Source organism: Ignavibacteria bacterium (genome assembly GCA_013177855.1).
In the GTDB taxonomy this organism is placed as follows: domain Bacteria; phylum Bacteroidota; class Ignavibacteria; order Ch128b; family Ch128b; genus Ch128b.
Map to the genome: position 1 here is coordinate 861,718 of JABLYA010000001.1, position 18,131 is coordinate 879,848.

The window sequence follows — 18,131 nt, forward strand, 5'->3', positions numbered from 1 at the left end:
TTGAAATGAAACTTGCAACACTTTGTTATGTTTTTAAAGGCGATAAAGTTTTAATGATTAATCGAAATAAAAGAGAAAACGATATACATCTCGGAAAATGGAACGGACTAGGCGGTAAATTTAATCCCGGCGAAACTCCTGAAGAATGTGTAATTCGTGAAGTCTATGAGGAAAGCGGCTTGTTAATTAAAAATCCAAAACTAAAAGGTTTTCTTACATTTCCAGCTTTTGACGAAGAAGAAGATTGGTATGTATTCGTTTTTACTGCAAATGAATTTAGCGGCAAATTAACTGAATCGAATGAAGGTGAACTTGAGTGGATTGAGTGGGAGAGGATTACCGAACTCCCACTCTGGGAAGGTGATAAATATTTTCTTGAATGGTTAAATCAGGAGCGTTTCTTCTCAGCAAAATTCATTTACAAAAACTCGAAGTATATTACTCACTCGGTTATTTTTTATTGAACCCAATAAATTAAACCCATTTCAAATTTATTTGTGAACATTGAATTTTTGGGTAAAACTCGAATTGTATATCCTTTCAAACCGGTTATATCGTTTGGAATTTCTCCCTCATACTCATAATAATTATCTGACTTTTTCAGGGCTTTCATTTGAGCAATACTTCCTGATTCAAGTGTGTCTGAGCCATTGAGTTTTCCATAAAAAATTTCTACCGAAACATCATCTGGAGATAAATCACCAAGAAAAACATTCGCCTTGACTTTAACATTTTGACCAACGTAAACTTCGCTATTACAGGAACATTGCACATTCTCGACTCGAATACTTGTCCAATTCTGCCGAACCTTATTTTTCCATTGAACGAATTCTTTAATTTTAACAAAGTCATTTGCACAACAATCGAGTTTATTTTTAGCGCCGGGTAAATAAAATTTTTGTAAATATTCTTTCATCATTCTGTGAGTATTAAAATATCCCGGTAATTTCTTTAAAGAGTTTTTCATCATCTGAACCCATTCCCGAGGAATATCATCCTGACTTCGTTTATAAAACATTGGAACAATTTCTTTTTCTAAAATCTGGTAAATCAAATTCGCTTCAACTTCATCCTGATATTTCAAATCTTCATATTCCTCTCCAAGACCAATTGCCCAACCGAGTTCTGGACTATATCCTTCACACCACCAACCATCAAGGATACTTAAATTCAAACAAGCATTAACAGCAGATTTCATTCCGCTTGTTCCACTTGCTTCCAGTGGTCGTCTTGGCGTATTTAACCAAATATCACAACCCTGAACAAGATATCGGGCAATATTCATATCATAATTTTCGAGGAATACTATTTTTCTCCTAAACTCGGGAAGTTTGCTCATTTGGTTGATTTCTTTAATTAGTTTTTTACCTTCTTCATCCTGAGGGTGGGCTTTTCCTGCGAAGATAATTTGAACTGGAAACTCTTCATTACTCAAAATCTTTTTTAATCTCTCAATATCTTTAAAGATCAATGTTGCTCTTTTGTAAGTTGCAAATCGTCTTGCAAATCCGATTGTAAGTGCTTTTGGATCTAAAACTTCGTTAGCTTTTTCAATTTCGCTGAATGAAGCACCCTGTCTGATAAGTTGTTTTCTAAGATTTTGTCTGGCAAAAGCAACCAAACGCTCTCTTCTTCTTTCGTGTGTTCGCCATAATTCGATATCGGGAATCTTATCGACTTTTTTCCATAATTCCTGATCATCAATGTTATCAATCCATTCTTCACCGAGGTATCGATTAAATAAATTAATCATATCATGAGATAAATGAGACTGTAAATGAACACCATTAGTAATTGCATGAATTGGTATTTCATCTTTCGGGACACCTTTCCAGCCAAAAGCCCACATATTTTTTGAAACCTGACTATGGAGTTTACTCACACCATTGATATGTCCGCTCATTCTCATTGCAAGATGAGCCATATTAAATGAATCTTTTTTCTCATCATCAAGATTTCCAAGCCTCATAAAATCTTCATAGGAAAGATGAAGTTCTTCTCTGATATGCTTGAAATATTTTTCCATCAATTCACCAGAGAAAATATCAAATCCTGCGGGAACTGGAGTATGTGTGGTAAATACATTTGTCATATAACCGATTTGTTTTGCCTCTTCAAAGGTAAGATGATTTTCTCTCATTAAAATTCTGATCTTTTCAATAGAAAGAAACGCACTATGACCTTCGTTCATATGACATATTTCAGGACAATAACCCATTGCCCTCAACGCACGAATTCCTCCAACACCTAGAATAATTTCCTGTTGAATTCTTGTTTCAATAGTTCCTCTATAAAGACCATTTGTTATTGAACGATAATCATCTGGATTCTCCGGAACATTTGCATCGAGTAAATAAAGGGGTACTCTCCCAACTTGAATTTTCCAGATTTGAACTTTCAACTCTCTATTGGGGAAGTCAATTGAAATTTTAAGCGGCTCACCATTTTCCTCTCTAATAAGCGTCATTGGCAAATTATAAAAATCGTTTATTGGATAGGTCTCCAGTTGCCAGCCCTCTGAATTCAAATATTGTTGAAAGTAACCTTCTTTATATGCAAGTCCAACTCCTACGAGTGGTAATCCAAGATCACTTGATGATTTTAATGTATCGCCAGAAAGAACACCGAGACCACCGGAATAAAATTTCAAACAATCAGTCAATCCATATTCCATCGAAAAGTAAGCATAAATATGTTTATTGTTCTTACCGTATTTTTTCTGAAACCAGGTTTCCTCGAGCAGATATTCATTCAATTTATTGATAGACCTTGCATAATGAGAGAGGAAACCTGAGTCCTCTGCAAGTTCATTTAATCTTTGCTGTGAAATTAACCCGAGCATTAAAACAGGATTGTGCTGTGTCGATTCCCATAGATCTTCATCAATTCTTCTAAACAAATCAAAAATATCTGGATTCCATGTCCAGAATAAATTATAAGCTAATTCTTTTAATCCAGAAATTTTTTCAGGGATAATTGGTGTAACCTGATAACTTCCAATTACTTTTGGCATAATGTTCTTTTACCTCTTTCTTTTTTCATATCATCATAATCTCAATATAAAAAATCGGATGGAAAGAATTTTGGTAACATTTACATTAAAATTTGATTTTGGGTTGAATTTATTTCACTTCCTAAACCTTCTTATTTTATTAAATTCGAAAAATAAAAAATGGAGATTATATGAAAATATTTTTGATGATTTTGCTTCTTGCTTTTTCAAATTTGTTTTCACAAACAGAAGACATAAATAAAACCACAAATGATCCATATAGATTCCCTGAAGAAAAGCGTCTCAAAAATATTCAGATGCTTACAAACGGTGGAGAAAATGCAGAAGCGTATTTATCATTTGATGAGCAGAAGATTGTTTTTCAATCAACCAGAGATAACTTAAAATGTGATCAAATTTTTATGATGAATATCGATGGGACAGAGCAAAAGTTAATTTCTACTGGAATGGGAAGAACCACCTGTGCTTATTTTCTTCCTGGCGATACTTTAATCCTTTATGCATCAACTCATCATTATGATAAAGATTGTCCGGAACCACCAGACAGAAGCAAAGGGTATGTATGGAAATTATATGAAACCTTTGATTTGTTCGTAGCCGATCTTAATGGGAATATTGTTCGTCAGTTAACCTGTGATTATGGATATGATGCTGAGGCAACAGTATCACCCAAAGGCGATAAAATTGTTTTCACATCAACAAGAACTGGAGATCCAGAACTTTACACTATGAACATTGATGGTTCAGATCTTAAAAGAATTACATTCGAAAAAGGATATGATGGCGGAGCTTTCTTTTCTTGGGATGGAAGCAAAATTGTTTTTAGAGCAAGCCGTCCAAAAAATGAAAAAGAATTAAAAGATTATGAAGAACTTGTAAAGTATGGTTATGTTCGTCCAACCAATCTCGAAATTTTTGTTTGTGATGCGGATGGTAGTAATATAAGACAAGTTACAAATAATGGAGCTGCTAACTTCGCACCATTCTTCCATCCAGACGGGAAAAGAATTATTTTCTGCTCGAATGTAAATAGTAAAGACAAGAGAAACTTTGATCTTTATATTATTAATATCGATGGAACTGGACTTGAACAGGTAACATTCAATGAGACTTTTGATGGTTTCCCAATGTTTACCCGAGATGGTAAAAAATTAATTTTCTGTTCAAATCGATTTAACACAAAACCAGGTGAAACAAATGTTTTCATCGCTGATTGGGTCGATTAAAATTTAGGAGTAAAAAAATGAAAAGATATTATCAAATTATTTCTCTTATTTTAGTTTTTATTGTTTCTTGCTCAACCTTAAAAATCCCACAAACAAATCCAGATATAGATCAAAAGGACTTATTCAATCACTTAAGTTTTTTAGCATCAGATGAATTGAAAGGAAGAGGTACAGGAACACCAGAAATCGACAAAGCAAGCGAATATTTAGCTAAATATTTTAAGAATCTTGGATTGAAACCGAAGGGTGAAGATGGATATTTCCAAAAATTTAAAGTTACTACTGATTTAAAATTAAAAGAGAATAATTCGCTTTTTGTCAAATTAAATTCTCAAGAAATCAATTTTACACTTAAAGTAGATTATCAACCAACTGGATTTTCCGGTAATGGTTCTGTCGAAGGTGAATTAGTATTTGCTGGTTATGGTATTGAAGCCGAAGACCTCGGTTACAATGACTATTCTGATATCGATTTGAAGGATAAAATTGCCTTAATAATGAGATATTCCCCAGAAGGCGATAAACCTGATACAAAGTTTGGTTTCAAAGTTCAATCAAATTTCAAAGTATCTGCTGCAAAAAATAAAGGTGCCAAAGCAGTTATTCTATTTACAGGACCAAATACGGTTGAGAATGACAAGCTCATTTCTCTTGTTCCGGATCCTGCTGCAATGAATGCTGGTATTCCTGTTGTATCGATAAATACAGAAAAAGCGAAAGAGATTTTCGAAAAAGCTGGATTGGATTTATTGGCAATTCAAAAAGGGATTGATTCTTTGCAGAGACCAAATTCTTTTAAGCTTCAAAGTTCCTACGCAAAAGTAACTGTTGAACTTGAACCTGTGATTAAAGAAACCAGAAATGTAATTGCATTTCTTGAAGGGAATGATCCACAATTAAAAAATGAGATAGTTGTTATCGGTGCTCATTATGATCATCTTGGAATGGGTGGACGTGGGTCTCTCGCATCAAGTAAAGAGCCTCAAGTTCATAATGGAGCCGATGATAACGCATCTGGAACATCAGGAGTCTTAGAACTTGCTGAATATTTTTCAGCAAGAAAGAATCAATTAAAAAGAAGCCTCTTATTTATTCTTTTCTCTGGAGAAGAACTCGGCTTACTTGGTTCAAAACACTTTGTTGATAATCCAACTGTTCCTATCAACCAAATTGTTGCAATGATAAATATGGATATGATTGGGCGGTTGAACGAAAATCGGCTCACAGTTTATGGAACTGGAACTTCACCAAAATGGAAACCTCTGCTGAACAAATTGAACTCTGATTCATCATTCAAATTTAATTTCATTGACGGCGGATTTGGACCAAGTGATCATTCATCATTTTATTCTAAAAATATTCCTGTTTTGTTCTTCTTCACCGGAACACATCAAGACTATCACAAACCAAGTGATGATGTCGATAAAATTAATTTTGCTGGAATGGAAAAAGTTCTAAAGTTAGTCTCTGGTGTTGTAACCGACTTAGTTAGTAATCCAGAAAAAATTGAATTCACTAAAGTTCAAGGTGAGGCGCCCCAACAGGGAAGAAGAATGAATATTCGCGTTTATGTTGGAACAATCCCCGATTACTCAGAACAGGTTGAAGGTTTTAAAATTGCAGGTGTTAATGATGGAAGCCCGGCAGAAAAAGCAGGTTTGAAAGCTGGTGATATCATAATCAAATTTGGAGATAAACCAGTAAAAAATATTTATGATTATATGTATGCAATGCAAGGCTACAAACCTGGCGATAAAGTGGATGTTGTTGTATTGCGAAATGGTCAGGAAGTAAAAGTTGTCATTGAGCTTGGAAGCAGATAATTAAATTAATCAGCTATAAGTTTTAATTATTTCAAAATAAAAAACCCCGGAACTTCCGGGGTTTTAAGTTTTAAATCGAAAAACAACACTTAATTATCATTAATCTTTATTTCATTGAGTGGAATTACTGTTTTTCTCATTGAGTGAACTTTATTGGGAATATCAATCTTAATTGACTTATTTACACGAGCTTCAAATTCATCTCTAAATCTTTCAATCATAAATTTAACTGGCCATGCAGCTGCATCGCCTAAAGCGCAAATTGTATGACCTTCAATATTATTTGCGACATCAATTAATAAATCAAGATCTTTGCTTGTTCCTCTTCCATCAAGAATGCGATTCAAAATTTTCAACATCCAGCCTGTTCCTTCACGGCAAGGAGTACACTGTCCACAGGATTCATGCCAGTAGAATTTTGTAATCCGCGCCAAAACTTTAACCAGATCTGTGTCTTCATCCATTACGATAATTCCGCCAGTTCCAATTGCTGAACCAACTTGTTTAAGCGATTCAGCATCCATTTTCAAACCTTCAATTTGATCACCGCGAATTGGCGGCATTGATGTTCCACCAGGGATAACACACTTAATTTTTTTATTTCCCGGAACACCACCAGCATATTTGTAGATGATATCAGTCAACAAAGTACCGGTAGGTAACTCGTAAACTCCAGGTTTATTGACATGACCACTTACACCAAAAAGCAAAGTACCAGGATGTTTGGGTTCTCCAATGCTTGCAAACCATTCAGCACCATTTTTAATTATCGCCGGGACATTTGCTATTGTCTCAACATTATTAATTGTTGTTGGATATCCCCATAAACCATACTGAGCTGGAAAAGGCGGTTTTACTCTTGGATATCCTCTCTTACCTTCAATTGAATTCATCAAAGCAGATTCTTCTCCGCAAATGTAAGCGCCAGCACCACGATGAATGTAAATATTTGTGTAGAAATCAGTATCAAAAGTTTCTCTCATCTTCTCACCAACGAAACCTGCTTCATAAGCATCGTCTAAAGCTTTTTGCATCAAACGAATCCATTTTACATACTCACCACGAATGTAAATGTAACAGGTTTGTGCACCAATTGCATAAGCTGAAATTAAAATTCCTTCAATTAATTGATGAGGATTAAATTCAAAAATTTGTCTGTCTTTAAATGAACCAGGCTCACTTTCATCTCCATTGATACATAAAAACTTAGGAATGTTTTTATCCTTCGGCATGAAACTCCATTTTAAACCAGTTGGGAAGCAAGCACCACCACGTCCCCTCAAGCCTGATTTTTTTACTTCTTCTATTATTTCGTCAGGAGATTTTTGAAGTGCTTTTTTAATCGTCTCATAACCACCATGCTGACGATAAACTTCAATTTTGTGATAATCTGGTATATCCTTTAATAAAATTTTTATGCTCATAATGTCTTATTTCTTAATTCTTGAATAATTTGAAGTAATTTTTCTTCATTCAGATTTTCATAATAATCTTCATTGATCTGAACTACAGGAGCAGTTCCACAGCTTCCAAGGCATTCCACTTCTGAAATCGTGAAAAGTCCATCTGAAGTTGTTTCGCCCTTTTTAATATTCAATTCATTCTCAAGTTTTTTTAGAAGATCATAAGCACCTTTAAGCATACACGAGACATTAGTACAAACCTGAAGATGATATTTCCCAATTGGTTTTGTATTGAACATTGTATAAAAAGTCACAACACCAAGCACCTGCTCTTCAGTAATTCCAAGCAATTCAGCGGCGTATTTCATCCCTTCCTGACTTATATAGCCATATTTTTCTTGTAATAAGTAAAGGACTTCTAAAATAACAGAGTCAGGTTTAAGATATCGTGTCTTTAAATTTTCAATTTTTTGAAGTTCTTGTTCGGTGAATTGAATTTCCACAGTTGTCTCCATTTTCATTTATCCGCCTCTCCCATCACAGGATCAATACTTCCTATGACGGCAACAATATCTGAAACCATATGTCCTTTAATTAAAAGTGGAAGACTTTGAAGATTTACAAATGAGGGAGATCTTATTTTTAATCTCCACGGGTGTCCTGTTCCATCACTGACAATATAAAAACCTAATTCCCCTTTTGGATTTTCAACACTCGAATAAACTTCACCAACTGGTGGTGTTAATCCAAAATTTACTAACATAAAATCATGTATGAGTTCTTCCATCTTGGTATAAACATCAAATTTTTTAGGAAGAACATTTTTAGGATCATGTGCAAGAATATCACCGGAAGGCATTTTCTCAAGACATTGTCTCAATATTTTGGCGCTTTCTCTCATCTCATCTACTCTAACCCAATATCTTGCAAGCGAATCGCCTTCTTTGTAAGTAATGACATTGAAATCAATATTATTATAATCAAGATATGGAAAAGCACGACGAACATCGTAATCTACACCTGTTGCTCTTAAATTTGGACCGGTTAATCCCATTGCAATTGCTTGCTCAGCTGAAATAACTCCTATTCCTTCAGTTCTTTCAAGAAAGATTCGATTTGTATTTAATAATCTTTCCATCTCATCTAAATTTTCATCAAAGTGCTCAAGAAAATCTTCGAGCATTGCAGTGCATTGAGGCGTCCAATCGAGAGCAACTCCTCCAATTCGAGTAAAGCTTGTAGTAAATCTTGCACCGGTTAACAAATCCATTATATCTTGAAGTTTTTCTCTTTCGCGGAAAGCCCAGAGAAGAACTGTAAGAGCGCCAACATCCATTGCCATTGTTCCAATAGCAACAAGATGCGAAGCAATTCTCGCCATCTCTGAGATGATCATTCTTATATATTGAGCTCTCTTAGGTGCTTCAACGCCAGCTAATTTTTCAACCGCTAAAGCAAACGCAGTATTGTTACTTAATGGTGCAAGATAATCCAATCTATCAGTGTGTGGAATAAATTCATGATAAGTTGAATTTTCAGCTATTTTCTCATAACCACGATGTAAATAACCGAGTTCTGGAACACAACCGATTACTGTTTCACCATCCAGATGAATTAATAATCTCAGAACACCATGAGTAGCTGGATGCTGAGGACCCATATTGAGAACCATTCCGTTCTCAAGCGTATCCTCAATGACTACATCAGTAGCTTTGGTTAAAAGCGTTTCTAAAATTTTACTTTTGTAAGATGATTGTTCTTGTGGTGTATTCATATCTATTTCTTTGGTAGTGATAATGATCCTGGAATTCCTAACAGTGGAAAATCTTTTCGAAGTGGATGATATTCAAATTCTTCAGGCATATACATTCGTCTTAAATCAGGATGATTTCTAAATGTAATGCCAAACATATCGTAAGTTTCTCGCTCATGCCAGTTCGCTGTTGGATAAACTGAAGTTACAGAATCAACAACACAGTCTTTTTCATCAACCCTGACTTTCAGTCGAATTCTATATTTGTTTTTCAAACTTGTGATGTGATATACGACTTCAAACCTATCTTTTCGTTTTGCACGATCTACGCCGCACAAGTCAACAAGCAAATCAAAAGCAAGCTCATCATCTTCTTTGAGAAATTTGCAGATCTCGACGATCGAATTTTTATCGACTAAAAAGGTTAAGTCGCCTCTAAAGTCATTAACTTCTAAAATGGCTTGTGGGAATTTTTCGCGAAGTTTTGATTCAATTTTTTCTTTCATTGATCACCGGAAGTTCAATCATTGGTTTATCGTCAAATTCAAAAGTGCTGGTTTTACCAACTTTCTTTTGGATTTCAAGAATTGCATTAAGTAAATTTTCTGGACGTGGGGGACAGCCAGCAACATATACATCAACAGGAACGAATTGATCGATCCCCTGCACAACTGAGTATGATCTAAACATTCCACCGCTTGAAGCACAAGCACCCATCGATATGACCCATTTCGGTTCGGGCATCTGGTCATAAATTTTTCTAACAACTTTAGCCATTTTATACGTGACGGTTCCAGCGACAATTAAAAGATCACATTGACGTGGAGTAAATCTCATAACTTCACTACCGAAACGAGCAATATCAAATCGAGGATCGGCAGCTGCCATCATCTCAATTGCACAGCAAGAAATTCCGAGAGGCATAGGCCACAAAGAATTTTTTCTTGCCCACTTGATAACTGCATCTATAGTCGTTGCAATGTATGGAACATTAAGCTTTGTTTCTAATCCCATTTCAATGCTCCTTTCTTTAGCAGATAGAAATAACCTGCTAAGAGTATTATTATAAATACAAACATCTCAGCAATTATAAAAAATCCAAATGATTGACTGAGATTTTTCAAATTAACTGCCCATGGATATAAGAAAACCACTTCGATATCAAATACAATAAAAAGCATTGCAACGATATAAAACTTAACACTGAATCTTTCGCGGGCAGTTCTTACGGGTTCCATTCCGCTTTCGTATGTTGAAAGCTTTTCTGGATTTGGTCTCTGAGGTCCAAACCATGACGATGCTTTGAGCATCACGACTGAAAAAACAAGTGCGATGAATATTGCGAGAATAAGTGGTATATATTGTTCAATCATATCAAAATTTTTTTCAAAAATAGATATTGATTGAAGTAAAATCAATTTACTAAAAATTACCACTTCAAAATTTTTTGATTAAAGATTTGCTTAGCTTAAATCTTCAATAAAATTAATTTGAAATTAAATACCTCTTTTATTGAGTGCGAAAGGCATATGAACGATTTTCAGATTTACATCGGTGAAATTGATAACAAATTCTGGTCAGAGAAAATTCTTCAAACACACTTAAATAACAGCAAAAAAAATGTTCACTATTAATTTTCTAAAATAGTCTGAAAGAATTTTTCAATTATTGCAGAATTTAATTTAGGATTATCATTCCTTAGAATTTTATAATTCCTATGATTTACCTTTTGCTCTTCAAACCAACGAGACCAATATTTTTTCAAAATATCAAAATCTTTTGGTGATGAAGAGATGGGATTAAACTGCGCAGCAATTATATACAAGTTTGAAAGATCAACTCCTGTATTGATCAAACCATAATCTTGTTTATTGAATATATCTTCCCAGTCTGGTCTATTTCTAAAGATTTGAATATGCGCTGATTTCGGCGCAAGATAACTGAAACGATTTCCAATCTGATATTTTGCATTTTCATGATAGATGTATCCATCTGTCAATATCAGCAATACATTGAGATAACTTGAATCATCGATAATGCAATCATCAACTAGTCTATGTTTAAAGTAATTGAATAAATCGGAGCCAGGATATTCAGACATTCTTGATGCCTTATCATAAAGTTTGTTTAAATTTTTATTGAAATTTTGGATGAGAGTATTATAAACATTTTTTCTTTCAACAAAACTCAGTTTAGCAAAATCGATATTCAAACTATCAATAATTGAATTCATTGTATCTGAATCAACTTCAGGATAATATATCACTTTGATTTTGTCCTCTGAATATACAACCCCTTTCTCGGCTAAATATTTCTTAAAAATTTCTAACACATTGTTAATTAATTTTATATCGCTATTTGCCTGGCCTGGATTTAATCCCTCAGAAATTCTATCGGATAAATCTATGAGGATCGTTAGGTTAATATTCTTGTAATTTTTTTGAGAGACTTTTTCATCAGTTTGGTTTTTATCAGAATTTGAGCAACCAATCAAAGCAAAAAGTAAAGTAATGATTACAAATTGGAATAAAATTTTATGCTCTTTCATTGCTCAAAACTCCTTTTGTTTCATAAAATGCTTTTAATTCATTTTCAATCTGTTTAACATCATCTTCAGTGCAGCCTGAATTTGTTAGAAAAGATATCCAGCCAATAGTATATTCAGATAAAATATTCTTAAGCTCGTGTAAATTATAAGAAATAACTTCAGGTTTTTTTCTAAGATCTGTTATCTCGCTTTCGTAAGCTTGAATTTCTGATTTTATATCTTCAACTTTTTTGCGTAATTCATTTAACTTCGTTTCTGTAATCATAATTTTTGATTTTAAAGCGTTTTCGACTTTATCAAATTCATTTTTAAAAGTTCGCTGCTCGTTGAATAAGGAGAAAATCTTTCCAAACAAGATGTAGACACAAAAACCTAATCCAATTATTATCCAGAAATCTAAATTTTGTAAAGCCAATCCTAAATTGAAAGGTTCAACATTTCCATAAACATTAATTGCTTTTGATTCATAAATTCTCTCTGAAATGTGATAAGCAAAAAGTGCATCGAGTAAGAATGTAAAAACTAAACCGGCGATGTATCCCCATTTTATTTTTCTTTTTGATCTATGCTTTATTGTATCTAATAAAATACCTAATGCTAGAAAAACAATTGAGCTTAAAATTACGATCATCCCTGAAGTAAAACCTAATTTAAAGGCCTCTTCAATTGCTCTTGGATAAAAAATAGAATTGTACCAGGTCATTTTATCGAGTTTGATCTCTCTAAAAAATGCTGAAAAGATAACAGATGAGTAATAAAAGAATAAGAAAATGCTTATGAGAATCGATAAACCACCGTAAAGCCATAACATAAATTTATCTTTCTGAATATTTACAAACTTTGATGGATTTTGTTTGAAATCTTGGTAATCGTCATTCGCTTTTTGAAATTCTTTCTGTGCCTCTGGAATTATATTACTCTCTAATTCTTTTAGTTCTTTATTTTTTATATTAATTTTTTCCACAAGTCTCGAAATTTCATCTTCAACTTGCTGGTTGTGTTTTTTTATTTCATCCTCTTCGGAAGTTCTATCAAGCAAAAGAGATGAATAAAATTTCTCGAGGCAAAGGTTATATGCAACCAATGAGCCTCTTACTTTTGCAGCATCGGAGAAACCGATTAATGAATAGTCTGGCTTTCCATTTTTTGGTTCTATCATTTTAGTAATTCCGTTTATTAGTGTTTTTTCTAACATAGTTACGCTTCCTTTAATTTTTTTTATTACTTGCGTTCTAAAATAAATTGAGTATGAGTGACTGAAATTTTCCAAAAATTTCTCACAAAGGAAGGATAAAAAATTTACTAATCACTGTAATGCAAATTCAGGATATGAGATATTAGATAATAAAGATGAAAGAGTATTTAATTTTTTTCTAATTATAGGTCCATTCTAATTTAGAAATACATTGGAAAATAAATCTGTAACTAATACTCTTTCAGAGAATTTGTATCTAATTCACTGAGAGAAATTCAGAAATTAATTTTCTTTCGAAATGAGACCTTAAACCAAATCTATTTGGTTACCTCCCAGCCATAGTCAATATATTCAGCAGAGATTTGATTGCCTTTAATTCTTAACAAAACAAAACCTTCTTCGAGTCCTTCATTAGGACCAGTCCACCATCTTGATGAAACTGCTCCGCCTGTTATAAATCTTATCCTATTTTGAATGTTTATGTCTTCATAAAAATGTAGATGACCCTGTAAAACTAATCTTAAATTATGCCGCTTAAATAGATCTAAAACTTCTTTTGAATTTTCAACAACAAGGCCTCTATCATTGGCTGCCATTGAACCATTTCGTATTTGACTAAATGAAGTTAAAAGCGGAATGTGTGAAACAACAATCAGAAAAGTAGATGTGTCAGTTTTGCTTAATTCATTTTTTAACCAATTTAGTTGATCTTCATTTACATATCCGTAATATCTCCCCTTCTCAGGAAGTTCTTCTATTGAGTCAAGAACAAATAATTTGACATGCTTAAGATCGGCCGCATAGTAAGTCTTTCCAACTTTAGCTTCGAATAATTTTTTTCCGAAATATTTATGCTCTCTCGGTACCCCACTTTTTTCATACCAGCCGAAGATTTCGTGATTGCCCATCGTATTGTAAACAGGTGCTTTGATTAATTTTACCAATTCATTGTAAATATTGAACAAACTATCAGCTCTCTCAAAATTTACAGCCAGTGCATCAAAAATCAGATCACCGCCAGTTATTACATAATCTGGATTGATTTCATTTACTTTCTGAATTGCTTTCTTAAAGCCCTCAATTGCATTCCGTTCAGGTTGTACATGAATATCTGTAAGAAACGCGATAACAATTTCATCATTGGATTTATTTTGAGCTAATAGAACATTTAACTGTATAAAAACTAAACTCAAAATAAACAGAGTGGAAATTCTTCTTAACATTTTATCCTCCTTTAGTTTTTCAAATATAAAAGTTTAATGTTAAGAATTCTTTAAGAATATTTATTTAATACATCTGAACAAAGTTTTAGATTAACTTAAGTTTCTTAATCAGGAAATTTATGAGTGATGTAAATCAAAACACGGTAGATGATTTTATTAAATCAAATCCTGCAGAAGAAAAACTTCTAATTGTTAATTAAATCACTTGATTTTATCTTAGACTAAAAATGAGGACAAAAATGAAAAATCAGAAAGAAGAACTTTTAACGGTTGGAAAAATAGCAGAACAACTTTCAGTTCCTGCGGCAAAAGTTAAAAAAGCAATTCAAGAGTTGGGTATTCAGCCGACAGCTAAGAAAGGTGCATGCAGTTATTTTTCAAAAAGTGATGTGCCCAAAATTAAAAAGGCATTAACTGCCAAATAGAAATGTATTGCATATTCGTTAGTGCTTAAAAACTAGATGAAATAAAATTAAAAGAGCTTGGTTAAAAACTTGAATTAAAATCCTTACTGATGTCCTAATTTGTGCTTATGTGAGACTATTTCTGCATTGACCATAAAAATTACATCTTCAGCAATATTGGTCGAGTGATCAGCGAGTCTTTCAATGTGACGGGATAAAATCATCAGATGAGATGCGGGTTCGATCAATTCATTGTTAGTTTTCATTTTATCAACTAAAAAACGAAAGATATTTTTGTTATAACTATCAACAATATTGTCCTTATCACCTATTTGTTCAGCGAGTTTTGAATCACGATTAATAAAAGAGTCGATTGCATCTTTAAACATTTGTTTTGCAATTTCTCCCATTTCAAAAACTTTTGATTCCTCGAGAAGAAATTTATAATCCATCAAAGGTTTAACTCTTTGAGTGATGTTAACTGCAATATCACCACATCTTTCAAGTTGATTATTGACCATTAAAGCAGTTAAGATAAATCTCAAATCGATAGCAAATGGTTGGAACAGAGCAAGAATATTTTCACATTGCGTTTTAATTAAATTATCGTATGCATCAATTTCACGGTCACGAGCCTTTATCTTTTTACACAATTCAATATTGCTTTCTTTGAGTGCAATAAATGCTTCCTCAACCATTTCATCGACCAGACTTGCCATTTTAGTGATGTTGGTCTTGAGAGATTCTAATTCGGTTTCAAAATGTTTATGCATTTTTGTCTCCTATCCAAATCTTCCAGTGATGTAATCTTCAGTTTGTTTTTTCTTTGGTGCTGTAAACATAACCTTTGTATCATCGAATTCAACGAGATGACCCATATAGAAGAACGCTGTGTAATCACTTACTCTTGCAGCCTGCTGCATATTATGTGTGACAATGACAATTGTATAATTCTGTTTAAGTTCAAAAATTAAATCTTCAATTTTAATTGTTGATATCGGATCCAGTGCACTTGCTGGTTCATCCATTAATAAAATTTCTGGATTTACTGCCAGAGCTCGTGCAATGCAAAGTCTCTGCTGCTGACCACCAGAAAGGGATAACGCACTTTTATTTAGTTCGTCTTTAACTTCATCCCAGAGAGCTGCTCGCTTAAGACTTGTTTCAACTATTTCATCTAAAATTTTTCTATCTCTGATTCCCTGAATTCTCGGTCCATAAGCTACATTGTCATAGATAGACTTAGGAAATGGATTTGATTTTTGAAAAATCATACCAACTTTTTTTCTTAATGCGACAACATCAATATTATTTTTATAAATATCAATTCCATCAATCAATACTTCACCTTCAACTCGCACATCATCAATTAATTCATTCATTCGATTTAATGTGCGTAGGTAAGTTGATTTTCCACAACCTGATGGTCCAATCAATGCAGTTACTTTTCTTTCAGGAATTTCCAAGGAGATATCAAACAAAACTTGTTTCTTCCCATAAAAGAAATTCAAATTACGAGTGATAATTTTTGTGTTTTCCATACTCCTCATTAGCAAATCTATTAACTAAATTTCGCTTTTGTTTTTCTCAATCTATATCTTAAAAAGATTGCAGAAAAGTTCAGAGCAAAGGTTAGAATAAGCAAGACCAACGTAGTTGCATATTGAATTGGTCGAGTTGCTTCAACATCTGGTGACTGGGTGCTCATAATGTATATATGATAACCAAGTTCCATAAATTGATCTGAAAGTGAAGTCGGTAGATAAGGTAAAAAATATGCAGCTCCAGTAAAAAGAATTGGAGCAACCTCACCTGCACCACGACTTACTGCTAAAATTCCTCCAGTTAATATTCCAGTAATTGAATTTGGTATAATAACTTTTCTAATTGTTTGCCATTTGGTTGCCCCGAGTGCAAAACTTGCCTCCCTTAATTCCCTTGGAACCGCTCTAATGGCTTCTTCGACAGAAACAATAACAACTGGTAAGGTTAGTAAAGCCATCGTAAGACTTGCCCAGAGAATATTGGGTTGTCCCCATCGTAACATTTCACCACCATACAAAACATTATCCAAACCTCTTCCAACAAATTGAACAAAAAATCCGAGTCCAAATAAACCAAATACGATTGCAGGAATTCCAGCAAGAGTATTCACAGAGAACCTTATCACTTTATAAGTAAATGATTCTTGCTTAGCATACTCGGTAAGATAAATTGCAGAGATAGTTCCAATTGGAATTCCAAAGATTGACATTATAATAACGAGCAAGAATGTTCCAAAAATTGCTGGGAAAATTCCTCCTTTAGTCATTCCCTCCTCTGGTGCGGTTGTCAAAAATTCCCAGGTAATGTGAGACCAACCGCCCAGAATAATATTTCCCATAATAACAATAACCATCAATAAAATAAGAAAAGCGGCAAGAGCTGTAATTGATTTTACGGAAAGATCATAAATCTTTTTCGTTTTCATTTAGAGCCACCAATTCTTCTCAATAATCTGTTTCGAATGTAAAATTCAGCGATTGCATTGAGAGAGAAACTAAAAAGAAAAAGGATTGAACCTAACAAGAACAAAACATTGTAATGCAGTTCGCCAAAAATTACTTCAGCCATTTCAGCACCAATAGTAGCGGACATTGTTCTGACAGGTTCAAAAATTGACGCAGAGATAATTGGAGCATTTCCCGTAGCCATCATTACAATCATTGTTTCCCCGAAAGCTCTTCCAATTCCAAGAAGGACGGCAGCAAAAATTCCAGGTGCAGCAGCCGGTAAAACGACATAAATTGCTGTCTGCCATTTCTCAGCACCGAGTGCAATACTTGCCTCAATATAAGATTTAGGTATAGCCGAAAGTGCATCTTCAGTAACCGTGTAAATAATAGGAATGACTGCAAGAGATAATGCAAGACCACCGACAAAAGCATTTAACCTGTATTGATATCCAAAAAGATTCTGAAGAAAAGTGGCTAACACAACAAGAGCAAAAAATCCAATCACTACCGAAGGAAATCCAGCTAAAATTTCAATTGCCGGTTTCAAGATTTCTTTAGCCCATTTAGGTGCAAAAGTAGAGGTGAATAATGCCGCAAGAATTGCAATTGGCGCAGCAATCAGTATAGCAATTAAAGTGACTTTTAAACTCCCCACAATTAATGGAATTATTCCATACCTTGGATTTTTTGAAATTGGATCCCAGACTGTTGAAAAAACACTTTCCCAGACTGATTGTAGTTTTATTTGGTCATCATTTCTGGGTGTAATTTCAATTTGCTCTTTCGTGTTTGATAATTTTTCTTCTTTCTTTTCAATTTGATTATTTAAATCATTATAAACTTGCATCTGCAATTCTTCATCAGTGTAAGTTTCAACTTCAGGTGTGTAATTAAGAATTGGTAAAGCTTCACGAAATACAAATACAAAAATCAATGCGATTGAAATAAAGGAAACTATTGAAACCAATGTTATTACAATTCTTGCAAGCCAATCAGAGAAATAAAATCTTTTTTTCAGCAATTCGTTTTTGAATTGTTCGTCCATATA

The 18,131-nt window shown here is 33.6% G+C and carries 18 protein-coding genes; 4 read left to right on the plus strand and 14 right to left on the minus strand.

Features of this window, described 5'->3' with window-relative positions:
- Positions 1-5 precede the first annotated feature (5 nt).
- On the plus strand, positions 6-464 hold the full coding sequence (locus HPY57_03635) for an 8-oxo-dGTP diphosphatase (GenBank protein NPV10862.1): 459 nt from the start codon (positions 6-8) through the stop codon (positions 462-464).
- Here HPY57_03635 and glgP read toward each other — a convergent pair.
- Positions 458-3,013: an alpha-glucan family phosphorylase gene (glgP, locus tag HPY57_03640; protein NPV10863.1), complete on the minus strand. Its 2,556-nt coding sequence runs from the start codon at positions 3,011-3,013 to the stop codon at positions 458-460. The two genes, HPY57_03635 and glgP, sit on opposite strands and share 7 nt — an antisense overlap.
- 170 nt (positions 3,014-3,183) lie before the next feature.
- Between glgP and HPY57_03645 the strand changes: the two genes are divergently transcribed.
- Together HPY57_03645 and HPY57_03650 are read left to right on the plus strand one after the other, a co-directional pair.
- Positions 3,184-4,239: a hypothetical protein gene (locus HPY57_03645; GenBank protein NPV10864.1), complete on the plus strand. Its 1,056-nt coding sequence runs from the start codon at positions 3,184-3,186 to the stop codon at positions 4,237-4,239.
- Between the two features lie 17 nt (positions 4,240-4,256).
- Positions 4,257-6,062 (plus strand): M28 family peptidase, encoded by a 1,806-nt coding sequence (locus tag HPY57_03650; GenBank protein ID NPV10865.1) that lies wholly within the window; start codon positions 4,257-4,259, stop codon positions 6,060-6,062.
- Positions 6,063-6,151: 89 nt separating this feature from the next.
- Here the strand turns inward: HPY57_03650 and nuoF are convergent, their stop codons facing one another.
- The 9 genes from nuoF to HPY57_03695 all read right to left on the minus strand — a co-directional run bounded on the left by nuoF (position 6,152) and on the right by HPY57_03695 (position 14,184).
- Entirely contained in the window at positions 6,152-7,486 is a 1,335-nt protein-coding gene (gene nuoF / locus HPY57_03655; GenBank protein NPV10866.1) for an NADH-quinone oxidoreductase subunit NuoF, read from the minus strand.
- Positions 7,483-7,980: an NADH-quinone oxidoreductase subunit NuoE gene (nuoE, locus tag HPY57_03660; GenBank protein NPV10867.1), complete on the minus strand. Its 498-nt coding sequence runs from the start codon at positions 7,978-7,980 to the stop codon at positions 7,483-7,485. Before nuoE ends, nuoF begins: the two co-directional genes overlap by 4 nt.
- Before the next feature lie 2 nt (positions 7,981-7,982).
- On the minus strand, positions 7,983-9,239 hold the full coding sequence (gene nuoD, locus HPY57_03665) for an NADH dehydrogenase (quinone) subunit D (protein NPV10868.1): 1,257 nt from the start codon (positions 9,237-9,239) through the stop codon (positions 7,983-7,985).
- Positions 9,240-9,241: 2 nt separating this feature from the next.
- Complete coding sequence (locus HPY57_03670; protein NPV10869.1) at positions 9,242-9,724, minus strand: NADH-quinone oxidoreductase subunit C; 483 nt, start codon at positions 9,722-9,724, stop codon at positions 9,242-9,244.
- Positions 9,708-10,232, minus strand: coding sequence for an NADH-quinone oxidoreductase subunit B (locus tag HPY57_03675; GenBank protein ID NPV10870.1), 525 nt, complete (start codon positions 10,230-10,232; stop codon positions 9,708-9,710). The genes HPY57_03670 and HPY57_03675 overlap by 17 nt, the downstream gene beginning before the upstream one ends.
- Complete coding sequence (locus HPY57_03680; GenBank protein NPV10871.1) at positions 10,223-10,591, minus strand: NADH-quinone oxidoreductase subunit A; 369 nt, start codon at positions 10,589-10,591, stop codon at positions 10,223-10,225. Before HPY57_03680 ends, HPY57_03675 begins: the two co-directional genes overlap by 10 nt.
- Positions 10,592-10,848: 257 nt before the next feature.
- Entirely contained in the window at positions 10,849-11,766 is a 918-nt protein-coding gene (locus tag HPY57_03685) for a hypothetical protein (protein NPV10872.1), read from the minus strand.
- A complete protein-coding gene (locus HPY57_03690) occupies positions 11,753-12,961 on the minus strand; it encodes a hypothetical protein (protein NPV10873.1) in 1,209 nt (402 codons plus the stop codon). Before HPY57_03690 ends, HPY57_03685 begins: the two co-directional genes overlap by 14 nt.
- A 317-nt stretch (positions 12,962-13,278) precedes the next feature.
- Positions 13,279-14,184 carry a hypothetical protein gene (locus HPY57_03695; protein ID NPV10874.1) on the minus strand — a complete coding sequence of 302 codons (906 nt, stop codon included), beginning with the start codon at positions 14,182-14,184 and terminating at the stop codon, positions 13,279-13,281.
- Between the two features lie 239 nt (positions 14,185-14,423).
- On the opposite strand from HPY57_03695, the gene HPY57_03700 reads away from it, so the two are divergent.
- Positions 14,424-14,609 (plus strand): hypothetical protein, encoded by a 186-nt coding sequence (locus HPY57_03700; GenBank protein ID NPV10875.1) that lies wholly within the window; start codon positions 14,424-14,426, stop codon positions 14,607-14,609.
- Positions 14,610-14,692: 83 nt separating this feature from the next.
- Here HPY57_03700 and phoU read toward each other — a convergent pair whose 3' ends face one another.
- Genes phoU through pstC form a run of 4 tightly spaced genes read right to left on the minus strand, consistent with a single transcriptional unit; the run spans position 14,693 to position 18,128 of the window.
- Positions 14,693-15,361 (minus strand): phosphate signaling complex protein PhoU, encoded by a 669-nt coding sequence (phoU, locus tag HPY57_03705; GenBank protein ID NPV10876.1) that lies wholly within the window; start codon positions 15,359-15,361, stop codon positions 14,693-14,695.
- A gap of 9 nt (positions 15,362-15,370) precedes the next feature.
- On the minus strand, positions 15,371-16,129 hold the full coding sequence (locus HPY57_03710; GenBank protein NPV10877.1) for a phosphate ABC transporter ATP-binding protein: 759 nt from the start codon (positions 16,127-16,129) through the stop codon (positions 15,371-15,373).
- Positions 16,130-16,149: 20 nt separating this feature from the next.
- Positions 16,150-17,058: a phosphate ABC transporter permease PstA gene (gene pstA / locus HPY57_03715; protein ID NPV10878.1), complete on the minus strand. Its 909-nt coding sequence runs from the start codon at positions 17,056-17,058 to the stop codon at positions 16,150-16,152.
- The gene (gene pstC / locus HPY57_03720) at positions 17,055-18,128 is read right to left on the minus strand and encodes a phosphate ABC transporter permease subunit PstC (GenBank protein ID NPV10879.1); all 1,074 of its coding nucleotides are present in this window, start codon (positions 18,126-18,128) and stop codon (positions 17,055-17,057) included. Before pstC ends, pstA begins: the two co-directional genes overlap by 4 nt.
- Between the last annotated feature and the right edge of the window lie 3 nt (positions 18,129-18,131).